Here is a 16751-nt window from a genome sequence, read left to right as displayed (position 1 = left end):
TCCACCTCGTCATTGCGAGGAGCGAAGCGACGAAGCAATCCATGCTTCAGCATATGCGGCTTGATGGATTGCTTCGCTCCGCTCGCAATGACGGCGGTTCCAACGAGACATCACTTCCCGGTCTTCACCCGGGTCCATAGCCTGTTGATGATCCGCTGCGTCGCCGGATCGTGCGCCGTGATCACGAACAGCTTCTTCTGCATCGCCTCGTCGGGATAGATGTTCTTGTCGTTGAATATCTTCGGATCGATCAGCTTCTGGCTCGCCAGATTGCCGTTGGCGTAGGACAGGAAGTTCGAGTTCTTCGCCGCGACCTCGGGTCGGTAGAGGTAGTTGATCAGCTCGTAGGCCTCGGCGACGTTCTTGGCGTCCGCGGGGATCGCGAGATTGTCGAAGAACATCTGCGCGCCCTCCTTCGGGATCGTGTAGCCGATCTCGACGCCGGTGTTGGCTTCCGCCGCCCGGCTGCGTGCCTGCATGATGTCGCCCGACCATCCGACCACGAAGCAGATCTCGCCCGAGGCCAGCGCGCTGAGATATTCGGACGAATGGAATTTGCGCACATAGGGCCGGATCTTGATGACGAGATCGGCGGCCTTGTCGAGGTCGGCCTGCTTGGTCGAGCTCGGATCGAGGCCGAGATAGCTCAGCGCCGCCGGCAGGATGTCGTCGGCGGAATCCAGCATATGGATGCCGCAATCCTTGAACTTGGCGAGGTTCTCCGGCTTGAACACGATGTCCCAGCTGTCGATCTTCGCGTCAGGCCCGAGAATCTTCTCCGCCATCTTGACGTTGTAGCCGATGCCGGTGGTGCCCCACATGTAGTTGGCACCGTAATTGTTGCCGGGATCGTAGGTCGCGAGCTGACCGGTCACCACGGGCCATGCATTGGCGAGGTTCGGCAACTTCGACTTGTCGAGCTTGAGAAACACCTTCGCGGTGATCTGGCGCTGCAGGAAATAGCCGGTCGGCACCACGACGTCGTAGCCCGACTTGCCAGCGAGCAGCCGCGTCTCCAGCGTCTCATTGGCGTCGAACGTATCGTAGACGACCTTGATGCCGGTTTCCTTGGTGAAGTCCTCGAGGACTCCCGGCGCCATGTAGTTTGACCAGTTGTAGAAGTTGACCGTGCGCTCCTCCGCACTTGCGGAGGCAGCGAACAACAGAACCGTGGCGACCGTACCGACGAAGCTGACGAGACGACGGTTCTGCTTCTGCATTCTGGCTTACCTCTTGCGACGATGCACTGCGTCGGACAACCGCTCCAGCGCGGTGTCGAGCGTCGAGTCCTTCTTGGCGAAACAAAAACGCACGACCGACGTCACGGCATCCTGCTCGTAAAACGCCGACACTGGAATAGCCGCGACCTTGTAGTCCTGCACAATTCGCCAGCAGAACTCAGCATCGGTCTCGTTGAGCCCGAGCGGCGACAGATCGACGGTGAGGAAATAGGTCCCCTGCGACTTCAGCACCGGAAAGCCGATGCTCTCCAACCCCTTGGTCAAGCGGTCGCGGCTCCGCGCCATGTCCTTGCGCATGTCGAGGAAATAATCGTCCGGCTTGCCAAGGCCATACGCCACCGCCGCCTGCAGGTTGGGCGCTGTCGTGAAGGTGAGGAACTGGTGCACCTTGGCGGCGACCCGCAGCAGCGGCGGTGCGGCGCAGACGAAGCCGATCTTCCATCCCGTCAGCGAGAAGATCTTGCCGGCGCTGCCGACCTTGATGGTGCGGTCGCGCATGCCCGGGATCGTGATCAGCGGGATGTGCTCGCGGCCGTCGAACACCACGTGCTCCCAGACCTCGTCGCAGATCGCGACCACGTCAAACTCCTGGCAGAATCGCGCCAGCAGTTCGAGGTCCTCGCGCGGATAGACCACGGCGGCCGGGTTGAGCGGATTGTTGAACAGCACCGCCTTGGTCTTGTGGTTGAAGACGCTGCGCAGCATCTCCTCGTTGAGCCGCCATTCCGGCGGCTCGAGCCGCAACAGCCGCGGAATGCCGCCGGCCTGGCGGATGATCGGCAGATAGGAATCATAGACCGGCTGGAAGCACACCACTTCGTCGCCCGGCTCGACCACCGCCAGGATCGAGGAGGTCAGCGCCTCGGTGCCGCCGGAGGTGACCATCACCTCGGTCATCGGATCGAGCTTGAGCCCGTGCCAGTGGCCGTAATGCGATGCGATCGCCTGACGGAGCTCGGGAATCCCCATCATCGACGGATACTGGTTGTAGCCGTTGACGGACGCGTCCGCGGCAGCGCGGCGGATGTCCTCCGGTCCGGGATCGTCGGGAAAGCCCTGGCCGAGATTGATGGCGTTGTTGTCGCGCGCAGCCTGCGACATCGCCTCGAAGATCGTGACGGGAAGGTCTGCGAAGACCTTGTTCATGGAGGTCATGTCAGGGATCAGCCGCCCGTCTTGGTCGGCAGTCCCCCCGCCTTCCAGCCGATGATGCCGCCCGCCAGATGCTTGTCGTAAGGCAGGCCAGCGGCCTGGGCGGCCAGCGAGGCCGTCACCGAGCGCTTGCCGGAGCGGCAGGCGAACACCACCTGCTTGCCCTGCGGATCGGGAATCGCTGCCGGATCGAACGTCGACAGCGCCACCACGACGCCATCGGGATAGGCCTCGACAGCAACCTCATTGGGCTCGCGGACGTCGACCAGGAGATAGCGGCCTTCCGCTATGCCCTTTGACACCTCGTCCGGAAACAAATCTTGCACCTTGTGGTCCGCCACGGAAAAATCCTCCCGACAATCAGTTGGCGAGCGTCGCGCGGCTCGCCGTTCCGGGCCGCAAAGTCGCCTCTTGCGCGGAGAAAATCAAGCGTCCGAAACGGGTTAGATGCTGCGCAGAAACGCCAGATCGTGGACCCTAGATCGTGACTTGTGTGCCGACCTCGACCACCCGCCCGGTCGGGATCTGGAAATAGTCGGTGGCGTCGTTCGACGAACGGCTCAGCGCAATGAACAGATGATCCTGCCAGCTCGGCATGCCCGAATGCGCCGCCGGCTTCAGCGCACGGCGGGACAGGAAGAACGAGGTCGACATGATGTCGAACTGCCAGCCGAGCTTGCGGGCGATCGCCAGTGTCTTCGGCACGTTCGGCTGTTCCATGAAGCCGAACTTCAGCGTCACCTTGGAGAAGGTCTCGCTCAGCTGCTCCATCCGCACCCGCTCGGACGGATCGATCCGCGGCGTCGGCGCGGTCTCGATGGTCAGGATGACGTTCTTCTCGTGCAGCACCTTGTAGTGCTTGAGGCTGTGCATCAGCGCGGTCGGCGCGCTGACGGGGTCGCTGGTCAGGAACACCGCGGTGCCGGAGACCCGCTGCGGCGGCCGCTTCTCCAGCATTTTCACGAGATCGTCGAGCGGGAATTCCAGCTTGCGCGACTTCTCGAACAGCAGCCGGCTGCCGCGCCGCCAAGTGTACATCACCAGGATCATGGCCCCGCCAAGCGCGAGCGGCACCCAGCCGCCCTCGAACACCTTGAGCAGGTTGGCGGCAAGGAAGGTGATGTCGAGGAACAGGAACGGCGCAACCAGCGCGGCGGCGGCGATCGGCGACCATTTCCAGACCCGCCAGATCACCACAAAGCCCATCATCGCGGTCACCACCATGGTGCCGGTCACGGAGATGCCGTAGGCCGACGCCAGCGCGCTCGATGAGCGGAACATCAGCACCAGCACGATCACCGCGATGAACAGGAAGCGGTTGATGCGCGGCATGTAGATCTGCCCGGAATGCGCCTCCGAGGTGTGGCGGATCTCGAACCGCGGCATCAGGCCGAGCTGGATCGCCTGCCGGGTCAGCGAATAGGCACCGGTGATGACGGCCTGGCTCGCAATCACGGTCGCCATGGTCGCAAGCGCGACCATCGGGATCAGCGCCCAGTCCGGGAACATCAGGAAGAACGGGTTCTCGATCCCCTTGGGATCGCCGATCAGGAGCGCGCCCTGCCCCAGATAGTTCAGCGCCAGCGATGGCAGCACGATGAACAGCCACGCGGTCTGGATCGGGCGTTTGCCGAAGTGGCCGAGGTCGGCATAGAGCGCTTCCGCGCCGGTCACGGCGAGGAAGACCGCACCGAGCGTGATGAAGCCGATCACGCCATGATGCAGCATGAACGACACCGCAAGGATCGGGTTGAGCGCGTACAGCACCTCTGGATGCCGCGCGATCTGCGGCAGCGCCGCGATCGCAATCACGGCGAACCACACGCACATCACCGGGCCGAAGAACGCCGCCACGCGCGCGGTGCCGCGCGACTGCACCGCGAACAGGACAACCAGGATCACCACTGTGAGCGGGACGACATAGGGATCGAAGGTCGAGGTGACCAGCTTGATGCCTTCGATCGCCGACAACACCGAGAGCGCCGGGGTGATGACGGCGTCGCCATAGAACAGCGCGCCGCTGATAATGCCGAGCAGCACGATTGCGGCGCCGCCTTTGGTGACCGCGCGCTGCGCCAGCGCCATCAGCGCCAGCGTACCGCCCTCGCCGTTGTTGTCGGCGCGGAGCAGGATCACGACGTATTTCAGCGTGACGACGACGATCAGCGCCCACAGGATCAGCGAGAGCACGCCGAGCACCGCGTGCGCCGTCACGCCGCCCTCGCCGCCGGCAGCCGCGACAATGGCTTCGCGCAGCGCGTAGAGCGGGCTGGTGCCGATGTCGCCGTAGACGACACCGATGCTGCCGAGCATCAGCGCCTTGAAGGTGGCGGTGGAATGCGCCTCGCCATGGCCATTTGCCGCCGGCGCTTCCGCCGCGGTGATCGCACTCTCGGATGACATGGGAAGCTGCGCCTCTGTCTTCTGCCGCACCGCACAATGCCGGGTCGCAGGGCTATACTCCCGGCAGGAATGCATAGGTTAGCCCGGATTCAGGCCTCCGCCATGCATATCACGCATAGTTCACGGCTTTTCAACTGTAGAATTCGTTGCCGCATCAAATAGTTACCTGGGTACCCACTTCAACCACCCGGCCGGTCGGGATCTGGAAATAGTCGGTGGCATCGTTGGCCGAGCGGCTCATCGCGATGAACAGATGGTCCTGCCATTGCGGCATGCCGGACTGGGCCGAGGGCTTCAGCGAGCGGCGCGACACGAAGAACGAGGTCGCCATGATGTCGAACTGCCAGCCGAGCTTGCGTGCGACCGCCAGCGCCTTCGGCACGTTCGGCGATTCCATGTAGCCGAAGCGCAGCCGCACCGCGGTGAACTTGTCGCTGACCTTCTCCATGTTGACGCGCTCCGACAGGTCGACGCGCGGCGTCGGTGCGGTCTCGATGGTCAGGATCACGTTGTGCTCGTGCAGCACCTTGTTGTGTTTGAGATTGTGCAATAGCGCGGTCGGCACGAAACTGGGATCGCTGGTCAGGAACACCGCGGTGCCCTTGACGATGTGCGGCGGCCGCTTCTCCAGGCTGTGGATCAGATCGCGCAGCGGCACCTCGATACGGCGGGTCTTGGCGATCAGGATCGCAGCGCCGCGGCGCCAGGTCCAGATCATCGTCGCCATCACGGCGCCGAACAACAGCGGCACCCAGGCGCCCTCGAACAGCTTCAGCAGATTGGCGCTGAAGAAGGTCATGTCGACGATCACGAACGGCAGGATCAACGCCGCGGCCGACGCCACGCGCCAGTTCCACAACTTCCAGATCACGATGAAGCCCATGATGCCGTCGGCGACCATGGTGGTGGAGACCGCGATGCCATAGGCCGAGGCGAGCCCGCTCGAGGTGCGGAACAGCAGCACCAGCAGCAGCACGCCGATCAACAACAGCCGGTTGACGCGCGGCAAATAGATCTGGCCCGCATGGGTCTCCGAGGTGTAGCGGACCTCGAAGCGCGGCAGCAGCCCGAGTTGCACCGCCTGGCTGATCAGCGAATAGGCGCCTGTGATGACAGCCTGGCTCGCGATCACAGTCGCAGCGGTGGCCAGCCCGACCAGCGGCAGCAGCAACACGTCGGGCACCATGCGGTAGAACGAGTTCTCGATCGAGGAGGGATCGGACAGCACCAGCGCGCCTTGGCCGAAATAGTTGAGGAGCAGCGAGGGCAGCACGAAGAACAGCCAGCCGGACTGGATCGGCTTGCGGCCGAAATGCCCGAGATCGGCATACAGCGCCTCGCCGCCGGTCACCGCGAGGAACACCGCGCCCAAGGTCACCAGGCCGATGGTGCCGTGGGTCAGCATGAACTGGAGCGCGTAATACGGATTGATCGCCGCCAGCACCGACGGATCGTCCGTGATGTGGACCAGCCCCATCACCGCCAGCACGGCGAACCACAGCACCATCACCGGCCCGAAGGCGGAGGCGACGCGGGCGGTGCCGGAGCGCTGCACCGAGAACAGCAGGACGAGGATCAGGATCGTCAGCGGCACCACATAGTGCTCGAGATGCGGCGTGGCGAGCTTGAGACCTTCGACCGCCGACAGCACCGAGATCGCCGGCGTGATCATGGAATCACCGATGAACATCGAGGCGCCGACCACGCCGAGCGCGAGCAGCGGCCAGCTGCGCCGTCCGATCGCGCGCTGGCCGAGCGCCATCAGCGACAGCGTGCCGCCCTCGCCATTGTTGTCGGCGCGCAGCAGCAGCAGCACGTATTTGGCGGTGACGACGGTGAACAGCGCCCACAGGATCAGGCTGAGCACGCCGAGCACCATGATGCGGGTGACCGGCTGGCCATGCGCGGCGCCGCCGACCGCCTCGCGGAATGCGTAGAGTGGCGACGTTCCGATATCGCCGAACACAACCCCGATGCTGCCTAGCGTCAGGGCCCAGAAGCCGGAGGTGCCTTGGCCCGTTCCTTGGCCCGAGCCTTGACCCTCCTGGGCTTCGGTGGATGAGACGCTGGCAGCCATGGCGAGATTGGAACGCCCGATCGGTTGATTTTGATCCGCGCGGCTATCGACGCTTCCGCTCCGCGTGTCAACCGCGCAACATTACGAGCTTGACGGTAGCATGGTAACCTAGGCTACGGCTTCAGATCCGGCGGCAGCGGCGGATTTTCCCGCATCAACGTGATGGTCACGCGACGGTTGGCCGGCAAGGTCGGATCGTCGGGAAACAGCGGCTGGCCGTCAGCTTTGCCGGAAACCGCGAAGATATGGGACGGCGGCAGCCCTTCCCGCTCCAGGATCTGCCGCACCGCATTGGCGCGGTCCGCAGACAGGTCGAAGGCGTCGTAGTCGCTGCGTGCCGGCACGAAGCCTGCGGCTGTATGCCCCACGATCGCGACCCGCAGCGGCGTCGCCTTCAAGGGAGCTGCGAGCCTCTGGATCAGCCGGCGGGTGCGCTCATAGGGCTCCCTGGAACCGTCGGCGAACATCGAGCGGCCGTCCTGGTCGACGATCTCGAGGTTCAACCCCTCCTTGGTCTCCTCGAACATGATGTTCTTGGAGATCTCGGTCAGCTCCGGCATGTCCTGCAGCGCCTGGCGCAGCGAGGCGGAGGCGAGCGCGAATTCGCGGTCGATCTTAAGCCGCGCGCCGTTGATCTGGCTACGCTCCTTCTCGTCCGGCGTCGGATTGGCGGAGGACTCCTCCGGCGAGATGTGCTCGACATTCTTCAGCTTCGGCCGGGTCGGCAGGCCGTCGGACTCGACGATGCCGGAATAGCGCACATCGGTCTGCACGCCGAAGGCGTCGCGCATCGAGCCTGCGACGATCTTCAGCTTGTTGTTGTCCATGGTGGAGAACGCGACGAGCATCACGAAGAAGCTCATCATCAGGCCCATCAGGTCGGCGAAGGTCACGAACCATCCGTGACCTCCACCGTGAGCGTCGCCGCGCTTTTTCTTGGCCATCGCTGCGTTTCCCGAAAGCGCCGGCCGATCAGGCCGGAACCGGCTCGCCTTCCTCGTTGCGATGCTTCTCTGGCAAATAGGCCAAGAGCATTTCTCGCACCAGCGCCGGGCTCTTGGAGTCGCGGATCATGAGGATGCCGTCAATGATCAGCGTGCGGTTGGTCTCCTCGTCGAGCAGCTTGCCGTGCAGCTTGTCGGCGATTGGCAGGCAGAACAGGTTGGCGACCAGCGCACCGTACAGCGTCGCGAGCAGCGCGGTCGCCATGAACGGGCCGAGCTTGGAGGGGTCGGTCATGTTGGCGAACATCTGCACCATGCCGATCAGCGTGCCGATCATGCCGAACGCCGGCGCGCAGTCGCCGATCGCGCGATAGATCTTGCTGCCCTCGTCGAGGTGCATCAGGAAATTGTCGCGGTCGCGTTCCATGTTGTCGCGGATGAATTCGAGGTCGTAGCCGTCGGCGACGTAGCGGATGCCCTTGGCGAGGAATGGCTCGTCGGTCTCGACCTTTTCGAGGCCGACCGGGCCCTGCTTGCGGGCGATCTCGGCGATGCGGGCGAGCTCGTCGACGAGGTCGCGGGCCGACAGCCGGCTCATGGTGAAGGCAAATTTGGCGCCGAGCGGCAGGCCGTGCAGCATCACGCCGAGCGGAAAGCGGATCATCGTCGCCGCGATCGAACCGCCGAAGATGATAATCATGGCGTGTTCGGAGATGAACATGTGCAGGTCGCCGCCCATGAACATCATCACCGCGATGACGATGATGCCGGCCAACAGCCCGGCGCCTGTCATGATATCCATGAAAAACTCCAACGCGAACGCAACCCGCCTGTCCTGGACGGCGCGCAGCCCAAGGCGGGCCGCGTGGAAAAACCCTAACGTTAATGCCATTAAGGACGCGTTACCGAATTTGGTAGGGATAACAACGGGTAAACGCCGGTCTTTTCGTGATGTCGTTGAAGATGCTGGCTTTCCGCATGCGACGCTGCCGCTGCATGCGGAAAAGGCCTCCCCGTAGAACAACGGACATGAGATAGGTTGGCTCAGAGGAAACGAACCAATGAGCAGGACAGGATGAAGGCGGTCGTCGTCGAGCAATATGCGCCCATCGATCAGATCGGGTTGAAAGAGATCGCCACTCCCGAACCTGGTCCCGGTGAGATCCGCGTCCGGGTTCACGCCGCGAGCATCGGCTTCGTCGACGGGCTGAAGGTCGAAGGCCGCTACCAGACCAAGGATGCCCTGCCCTTTACGCCCGGCGCGGAATTCGCCGGCGTGGTCGATGCTGTTGCGAGCGACGTCGCCGGCATCGCGCCGGGCATGCGGGTGATGGGCGCGGCGCGCTCGGGCGCGCTGGCCGAGCAGATCGTGGTGCCGCCTGCCGCCGTCGAGGTCATGCCCGACGGCCTGACGATGGAGGCCGCCGCCGCCTTCCGCACCAACTACCTCACCGCGCTCTATGCGCTCGGCGAGCGCGGCCGGCTGCGATCCGGCGAGCAGTTGCTGGTGCTCGGTGCCGCCGGCGGCACCGGGATTGCCGCGATCCAGATCGGCAAGCTGCTCGGCGCGCGGGTCGTCGCCGCGGCCTCGACCGAGGAGAAGCGCAACTTCGCCGCAAGCTTCGGCGCCGATGCTGCCGTCGACTACACGCGGCCGGATTGGCGCGACGCGCTAAAGGACGCGACCGGCGGCCATGGCCCCGACGTGATCTTCGATCCGGTCGGCGGCGAGGTCTCGCTGCAGGCGTTCCGCTCGATCGCCTGGAACGGCCGCCATGTCGTGGTCGGCTTTGCGGCAGGCAGCATCCCCGCGCTGCCGTTCAATCTGCCGCTCCTGAAAGGCGGTCTCTTGATCGGCGTCGACGCCGCCCAGATCGCGCGCCGCGAGCCCGAGGCGCAGGCGCGCGTGATGACGCAATTGTCGGCGTGGCTGAACAACGGCCGACTGACGCCGGTGGTCGGCAAGGTGTTCGCGTTTGAGGATTTTCGGGACGCATTCACCACGATGCAGACCCGCGCCGCGCTCGGTAAGATGGTGGTGCGGATTGGACGGTGAGAGAGGCACGTCGGTCACCTCATCCTCACCGTCGTCCTGGCGAAAGCCAGGACCCATAACCACAGACGTTTGTTGGTAGATGGATCGTGGCCCCAGCGTCGCGCAGCAATTCGCATCCGGGGTAATGGGTCCTGGCTTTCGCCAGGACGACAATGAATCTGTTGTGCGCTTCAACTGCCAACAACTCGCAGATTCTAGTTTCCGCGATCAGCCGAACAGAGCGAGAGACGCGTCGTGCCCGGTCAAGGCCAGGCCCTCGAGGCGTTCGGCAAGTCCGCCGCGGATTTGCCGCTTCACTGCGCGAAACCCTGGCTGGGCGGCGAGGCTTTTAGCGGCCGCGATCGATTTGGATTGCAGATCTGCACCCGCGCAAAGCGCATCGAATATTCGCTGGTCGAGACATTCGCGCGGGCTGAGCACCGCGCTCGTCAGCGTCAAGCGGCGCAGCAGTTCCGGCGAAAGCTCATGGCGCATCACTTCGAGGGGCCCCGACGGGAACGGAATGCCGGCCTGCGCCTCGGTCATGCCGAGCTTTACGGCCGTGCTGTCGACCGCGAGGCGATAGTCACATCCGAGCATGAGCACGAAGCCGCCGCCCAGCGCGTGGCCATTGATTGCCGCCACGACGGGAACAGGGATCGCCAGCAAGCGCGCCAGCATCCGCGTGATCGCACGCACCATGGCATGGCGCTGCTCGCGGGCGTAGCTCGCGAACGCGCGCGTATCGACCCCCGCCGAAAATGCCTGGCCGCCGCCGGTGAGCACGACGCCGTTCGGCGGAGCGTCAGCGGCAGCCGCGGCAAACGACTGTTCGAGCGACGTAATCGCATCGAGGTCGAGCGCGTTGACGGGCGGCCGATCGATGGTCACGAGAAGCGTGTCGTCGATCATTGACGCGATAACAGTCATTTCCTCTCCCGGGTCGGGTCGTGTGATAGACTAGCATGGAAAACATCGCGCGACGTCCTCGCGCAGCCGAATGACGAATCGAAAAAGGGAGAGACATGCAGACGCTTCGAACAGCGGACGAGCGCTTCGCCGGATTGCCCGGGTTTGCCTTCGCGGCGCGTTACATGCAGATCGGTCCGTTGCAAATGCACTATCTCGACGAGGGATCGAGGACCGCGCCGGTGGCGCTTTGCCTGCACGGCCAGCCGACCTGGACCTACCTCTATCGAAAAATGATCCCGGCGCTTGTCGCCGCGGGGTTCCGCGTCGTGGCGCCGGACTTCTTCGGCTTCGGCCGTTCCGACAAGCCCGTCGACGAGGACATCTACACTTTCGATTTCCATCGATCCTCGGTCATGTCCCTGGTCGAAGCGCTCGACCTGCACCGCATCATGCTAGTGTGCCAGGACTGGGGCGGATTGATCGGACTGACGATCCCCATGGACATGAGCGATCGCTTCGATCGACTGCTTGTGATGAATACGATGCTCGGCACCGGAGATGTGCCGCTCGGCGAAGGCTTTCTCGCGTGGCGGGCCTTCTCCAATCGGAGCCCGGACATGGATATCGCGGCGCTGATGCAGCGAGCGGTCCCTGGTCTCGCAGACAAGGAAGCCGCCGCCTACGCCGCACCCTATCCGGACGAGCGATATAAGGCCGGCGTCCGGCGCTTTCCCAATCTGGTGCCCGATCGGCCGGACGCTGGAGGCGCAGCGCTTTCGCGGCGCGCGCGGGGCTTCTGGTCGCAGCGCTGGACCGGACAAAGCTTCATGGCGGTTGGCATGAAGGACCCTGTGCTCGGTCCGCCGGTGATGAGCGTGCTGCGGCAGGTGATCCGAAACTGTCCGCCGCCGCTCGAACTGCCAGACGCCGGGCATTTCGTGCAGGAGGCGGGCGAGATCATCGTCGTCGAGGCGATGAAGCTGTTTGATCCGGCGCGCTGACGCACGCATCACTTCGAACCACATGACATCCGGGTCATACATCCGCATTCTCGCGACATGATTTGTCCGAGGCTTGCTCTTCGTATCGCCCTCCTCTCGCAGAGGGCGCAGGGAAAGCCGGGTGCCGATCGCACCCATGGGCCCCGAGCAAAGGTAGAAAGCTCGGGGGTAGGACCACAGGTGAAACCGGAAACAACCCGGCTTTCCCTGCGCGATGGGTTACGGCTTACTTCGTGCTCTCCCCGGCGAGACTGGGCTTGCTTGTCACCGCCCCCGCATCACGCCTTCGCGTGTTGCGACGAGACACCTGCCGCTAGGGCGTCAGGACCACACGACTTCACCGTCCGCTTCACGTGCTCTCGTCAGTCACACGCTCGGCGTCCACCGCATCCCACACCGCGTTCGTGACGATCGCGAAGCGCCCCTCGATCGGGTGAGACGGCGGCATTAGACTGCTGAGTTGGGGGCCGCGTCAAGAAAAATTTCCGAAAACGCGAAATCCCTCATTCGCTGGAGATTGGCAGGTTATGCCGGGTTGCCCGTCGTCGAGGCCGCTCGCGGAGGCACCAGCCGGCGCGCGGCCCCATGCCCGGCACTATCACACGTTATTGTCGCCGGGTTCGGTGCCGCCTACCGTTCGCCGAAAACGGCAGCGGGACAGAAAAAATGCAGGATATGCTGACGCATCTCGAGAAACTTCGCACCGACGCCGCGGAGTGCGCCCTGATCCGCGACCTGACCACGGACATCCAGAAGCGTGAACTGTTTGCCAAGCTTGCCGAGGATCTTGCGGCCCTCGCCGCGGAAGTCGAGAAGGCCATTGCCGCGGCCCGCAAGGTGGCCGACTAACGGCGGGCCGCTAGCGCAGCCCGCCGCCTTCCGCATTGTTACTTCTGCTCGACGCCTTCGATCCCGACCGCGCGGAAGCTGGCGTATTTGTCGCCAACGTCTGCCTCAAGCTGCCTCTGTTTGACATTGAATGCCTTGACCGCGTCCATATCGGCAAACTGCAAGAGCACCACGCGATTTGGTGGGGGCGATCCATCCAAGCTGACCGCTTTGTTAAGGCCGCCGGCGAGGTATTTGCCGCCGTGTTCTTTGATGTTGGCTTGCGCCTTGGGCAAAAAGTCCTTGGCGTAACCATCCTGATCTTTGACATCGATCTCAGCTACCACATAAGCCGGTAGCCTGACCTGCGCGTGCAATACGCTGACCGCGCCAACCCCCAGAAAAAAGCTGGCGATTACAGCCACCGCAATTTTGTAGTTTGATGTCATCGACATTTCCTCCCTCGTTACGCACGCGGATACCGGGGCGCACGTTGCCCGGTGGAAATCAGCAGCGTTATTCGCGCAACAGGCTCCTGTTCGGTTTCGACGATGTACCGCCGTACGACCTCGGTTGCCTTGTCCCGCTGGGGTACAAGGTCCGCCCAGGCCTTCGACTTGTAGAATGCTACTGCGTCATCCATGCTGTCTCATTCGACGATGGCCGCACTCTTGGGAGGCGGCTACCCTCAATTTGAACAACCTGCGGACTGCGATGGCTCCGATGGTGACACCTGCGAGCAATGCCATTGCGTAAGCCTTGATGACTGACTCCCGGTTGCCTTGCCGATAATCCGGCGGTTAATCGAACCGCTATTCGAGTCCGTGCAATGAGCAATCCAGGATTAGGCTTGGCACCCGGCGTCCATAGGAACGCAACATGATAGCGGCGTCGAAGTCACACAGACGGAATGGCCGCTAACCGCCGCGCATTGACAGGTTCGCATATAAGTTTTGAAATGACGGTATTTCACCCAAAATGCTTTAGGAGGGCGCGATGAGCGAACATGAGAACCGACAGCTTGTCGAGCAGGCTTACACCAACTTCAAAGCAGGTGACATCCCCACTCTGTTACAATCCATGTCAGAGGACATCACGTGGACGTTGCCAGAGATTGAGAACGTGCCTTTTGCCGGCAAGCGACAGGGGCGCGGCGCGGTCGGCGAGTTTTTTTCGACCCTCGCCAGCCTACAGGATGCGCGTTCATTCGAGCCACGTGAATTCATTGCACAGGGCGACAAGGTTGTCGTGCTCGGTCATTACGTTTGGCAGGTCAAGGCCAACGGGCGCACCTACGAGAGCGACTTCGCGCACGTCTTCACCGTTCGCGGCGGTCAGATCGGAGCCTTCCACGAGTACACGGACACAGCCGCGGGCGCCAATGCGTTTCGCTAAGGTTGAGCACCAAGTGGAGCCGTAGACCGCGCCAGAGCCGACGTGGACTTGATGTGGCAATGAATCGGGAGGAGTCAGTATGCGAATGACCTTGAACGGGCAGACGACGGATATTGACGTCGACGCCGGCAAGCCGCTGCTCTGGGTTTTGCGAGATGATCTCGGTTTGGTTGGCACCAAATACGGTTGCGGCCAGGCTCTTTGCGGGGCCTGCACCGTTCTCATCGACGGACAACCCGCGCGCGCCTGCCAGACGACGATCGCTGATGCTGAAGGCCGAAGCATCGTCACCATCGAGGGCGTCTCCGGAAAGGTGGCCGAGGTCGTTCAGACGACCTGGACCAAATTCGACGTCCCGCAGTGCGGTTACTGTCAGTCGGGTCAGGTGGTTGCTACGATCGCCCTGCTGACAGCAAACCGGAAGCCGACCGACACCGACATCGATGACGCGCTCAGTGGTAATCTCTGCCGCTGCAGCACTTATCATCGCATTAGAGCTGCCGTCCACGAAGCCGCCAAGCTGCTGGAGGCCTGACATGCACGACTCATCTCTTGCTTCGCTCCCGCCCGGCTCGGAGCCATCTCGTCGTTCGTTCCTCATCGGGGCGACAGCGCTCGGTTCGAGCCTCGTCGTCGGCTTCTCGGCGAAGTCTGATGCAGTACCGGATGCCGCCAAGCCGGGCGCGAACCCATTTGTCGGATATGTGCAGATCGCGCCAGACGACACTGTGACGATCCACTCGTCGCAAATGGACATGGGCCAAGGTATCTATCACGGCATTGCCACTCTGGTTCAGGAAGAGCTCGATGCGGACTGGTCGAAAGTGACCGTTGTCGGCGAGGCCGGGAATACAGCGCTGTACGGCAACATTCCCTTTGGCGGGAAGATTCAGATGACCGGCGGATCCAGCGGGACCGCCTCGTCCTGGGAGCGTTATCGCCGTGCTGGCGCGACCGCGCGCACGATGCTGATCGCGGCTGCCGCGGAACACTGGAATGTGCCGGTCGCCGAGATCAAGGCGGAGAACGGCGTTGTGAGCCACGCGTCCGGCAAGTCGGCGACCTATGGTGCGCTGGCCGCGAGTGCCGCGAGTGGTCCGGTTCCGACGAGCGTCGCCTTGAAGCAGCCCAGCGAATGGAAATACATCGGCAACGTAGCGCTGCCTCGATACGACTCCCGGCCCAAATCCAACGGCACGCAGCGGTACACGATCGACCTGCGCGAGCCTGGCATCCTCACGGCGGTGGTGATCCATCCGCCGCTCTTCGGCGCGACGTTGAAATCCTTCGAGGGATCGAAAGCCAAGGCGATGAAGGGCGTTGTCGACGTTGTCGAAATCCCGCGGGGCGTCGCGGTCGTTGCGACGGGAATGTGGGAGGCCATGAAAGCCCGCGAGGTCGTCACCGTTGAGTGGGAGGATACCAACGCCGAGAAGCGAGGTTCTAGCGAGATCACCGCAGAATATCGCGCTGCCGCCCAGAAGGGGGGCGAAGTCGTTGCAGCCAATGTCGGCGACGTCGATACGGCGTTTGTGAAAGCAACGAAGGTGATCGAATCGCAGTATGAATTCCCGTACTTGGCGCATGCTCCGTTGGAGCCGATCAACGCTGCCGCAAGAATGAATCCTGATGGGACTCTCGAAGTATGGGGCGGCCATCAGATGCCCGACCTTTATCAGGCGGTTGCAGCCAAGGTTGCCGGCATTGCACCGGATAAGGTGATCTTGCGCGTGATGAAGACCGGGGGCGGTTTCGGTCGACGCGCTTCCGTCGATTCCGACATCATTGTCGAGGTGGTCGCGACGGCGAAAGCGATCGGATGGAAGGCGCCCGTCAAGGTTCAGTGGACCCGCGAAGATGACATGCGCGCCGGTCACTATCGTCCAGCTTTCATCCACAAAATGAGGGCGGGGCTCGACGAGAACGGCAATCTGATCGCTCTTCGCGACACACTCGTTGGCCAGTCCATCTCCAAAGGCACGGTGATGGAGGCGGGTCTCGTCAAGAACGGAGTGGACGTGCTATCGGTGGAGGGGATGGCCAACCAGCCTTATGCCATTCCAAATCTGCGCGTCGACCTGACAACAACAACTTCCCCGGTGTCCGTGCTGTGGTGGCGCGCGGTGGGATCCACGCACACAGCGTACGCGCTCGAGGCCTTCATCGACGAGATCGCGCATGCAGTCGGCAAGGATCCGGTGGAGTTTCGGCTGGCCATATTGAAGGACAAGCCGCGGCACGCGGCGGTCCTGCAGCTTGCCGCCGAAAAAGCCGGTTGGAACACCCCGCCCCCTGCGGGACGCTTTCGCGGCGTCGCCGTCGCCGAGTCGTTCCACTCCTATGTCGCGCAAGTGGCAGAGATTTCGGTCGACAACAAGGGACTGCCCAAGGTCCACCGCGTCGTCTGCGCCGTCGATTGCGGCATAGCCGTGAACCCCGATCAGGTTCGCGCACAGATGGAGGGAGGTATCGGATTCGGGCTTGGTGCAATCCTGAAATCACAGATCACGCTCGACAAGGGCCGGGTCGTCCAGGGCAATTTCGACGGCTACGACGTATTGAGAATCAACGAAATGCCATCGGTCGAAGTTCACATCGTCAAATCGTCGGCTCCGCCAACCGGCGTCGGCGAACCCGGCGTTCCGCCGATCGGACCAGCGGTGGCCAATGCGATGTTCAAGGCGACCGGCAGGCGCATTCGCATCTTGCCGTTTGCAAATTCGGAAAACAGCTGAGCGCAACACTCGCCGATCAACTCCTCGA

General features: G+C 63.1%; 15 protein-coding genes. 6 read left to right on the top strand and 9 right to left on the bottom strand.

Annotated features, from left to right (window positions below; translation table 11 throughout):
- Positions 1-110 precede the first annotated feature (110 nt).
- From G6P99_RS19810 to G6P99_RS19780, 7 genes are all read right to left on the bottom strand, one after another.
- On the bottom strand, positions 111-1220 hold the full coding sequence (locus G6P99_RS19810) for a polyamine ABC transporter substrate-binding protein (protein WP_029078594.1): 1110 nt from the start codon (positions 1218-1220) through the stop codon (positions 111-113).
- A 6-nt stretch (positions 1221-1226) separates the two neighbouring features.
- Positions 1227-2396, bottom strand: a complete 1170-nt coding sequence (locus G6P99_RS19805) for an aminotransferase (protein WP_029078593.1) — start codon at positions 2394-2396, stop codon at positions 1227-1229.
- 8 nt (positions 2397-2404) lie between these two features.
- On the bottom strand, positions 2405-2734 hold the full coding sequence (locus G6P99_RS19800) for a rhodanese-like domain-containing protein (RefSeq protein WP_165123208.1): 330 nt from the start codon (positions 2732-2734) through the stop codon (positions 2405-2407).
- Between the two features lie 136 nt (positions 2735-2870).
- Positions 2871-4796: a potassium transporter Kup gene (locus G6P99_RS19795; protein ID WP_029078591.1), complete on the bottom strand. Its 1926-nt coding sequence runs from the start codon at positions 4794-4796 to the stop codon at positions 2871-2873.
- A gap of 154 nt (positions 4797-4950) precedes the next feature.
- Positions 4951-6873, bottom strand: coding sequence for a potassium transporter Kup (locus G6P99_RS19790; RefSeq protein ID WP_029078590.1), 1923 nt, complete (start codon positions 6871-6873; stop codon positions 4951-4953).
- 113 nt (positions 6874-6986) lie between these two features.
- The gene (locus G6P99_RS19785) at positions 6987-7817 is read right to left on the bottom strand and encodes an OmpA/MotB family protein (RefSeq protein ID WP_029078589.1); all 831 of its coding nucleotides are present in this window, start codon (positions 7815-7817) and stop codon (positions 6987-6989) included.
- A 28-nt stretch (positions 7818-7845) separates the two neighbouring features.
- Complete coding sequence (locus tag G6P99_RS19780; protein WP_029078588.1) at positions 7846-8619, bottom strand: motility protein A; 774 nt, start codon at positions 8617-8619, stop codon at positions 7846-7848.
- 273 nt (positions 8620-8892) lie between these two features.
- Between G6P99_RS19780 and G6P99_RS19775 the strand changes: the two genes are divergently transcribed.
- Positions 8893-9873 carry an NADPH:quinone oxidoreductase family protein gene (locus tag G6P99_RS19775; protein ID WP_029078587.1) on the top strand — a complete coding sequence of 327 codons (981 nt, stop codon included), beginning with the start codon at positions 8893-8895 and terminating at the stop codon, positions 9871-9873.
- 207 nt (positions 9874-10080) lie between these two features.
- Here the strand turns inward: G6P99_RS19775 and G6P99_RS19770 are convergent, their stop codons facing one another.
- The gene (locus G6P99_RS19770) at positions 10081-10782 is read right to left on the bottom strand and encodes an enoyl-CoA hydratase/isomerase family protein (protein ID WP_084518290.1); all 702 of its coding nucleotides are present in this window, start codon (positions 10780-10782) and stop codon (positions 10081-10083) included.
- A 95-nt stretch (positions 10783-10877) separates the two neighbouring features.
- On the opposite strand from G6P99_RS19770, the gene G6P99_RS19765 reads away from it, so the two are divergent.
- The gene (locus G6P99_RS19765) at positions 10878-11765 is read left to right on the top strand and encodes a haloalkane dehalogenase (RefSeq protein WP_029078586.1); all 888 of its coding nucleotides are present in this window, start codon (positions 10878-10880) and stop codon (positions 11763-11765) included.
- A gap of 666 nt (positions 11766-12431) precedes the next feature.
- On the top strand, positions 12432-12614 hold the full coding sequence (locus G6P99_RS19760; RefSeq protein WP_035976211.1) for a hypothetical protein: 183 nt from the start codon (positions 12432-12434) through the stop codon (positions 12612-12614).
- A gap of 38 nt (positions 12615-12652) precedes the next feature.
- Here the strand turns inward: G6P99_RS19760 and G6P99_RS19755 are convergent, their stop codons facing one another.
- Positions 12653-13042, bottom strand: coding sequence for a DUF1330 domain-containing protein (locus G6P99_RS19755; protein WP_165123206.1), 390 nt, complete (start codon positions 13040-13042; stop codon positions 12653-12655).
- A 547-nt stretch (positions 13043-13589) separates the two neighbouring features.
- Between G6P99_RS19755 and G6P99_RS19750 the strand changes: the two genes are divergently transcribed.
- The 3 genes from G6P99_RS19750 to G6P99_RS19740 all read left to right on the top strand — a co-directional run bounded on the left by G6P99_RS19750 (position 13590) and on the right by G6P99_RS19740 (position 16723).
- Entirely contained in the window at positions 13590-13988 is a 399-nt protein-coding gene (locus G6P99_RS19750; protein WP_165123204.1) for a nuclear transport factor 2 family protein, read from the top strand.
- Positions 13989-14067: 79 nt separating this feature from the next.
- Positions 14068-14523: a (2Fe-2S)-binding protein gene (locus tag G6P99_RS19745; RefSeq protein WP_029078584.1), complete on the top strand. Its 456-nt coding sequence runs from the start codon at positions 14068-14070 to the stop codon at positions 14521-14523.
- Position 14524: 1 nt separating this feature from the next.
- Complete coding sequence (locus G6P99_RS19740) at positions 14525-16723, top strand: xanthine dehydrogenase family protein molybdopterin-binding subunit (protein ID WP_165123202.1); 2199 nt, start codon at positions 14525-14527, stop codon at positions 16721-16723.
- Positions 16724-16751: the final 28 nt, after the last annotated feature.

The organism is Bradyrhizobium sp. 6(2017) (assembly GCF_011058295.2).
In the GTDB taxonomy this organism is placed as follows: Bacteria; Pseudomonadota; Alphaproteobacteria; order Rhizobiales; family Xanthobacteraceae; genus Bradyrhizobium; species Bradyrhizobium septentrionale.
This window is presented reverse-complemented; position numbering and strand designations above follow the sequence as displayed.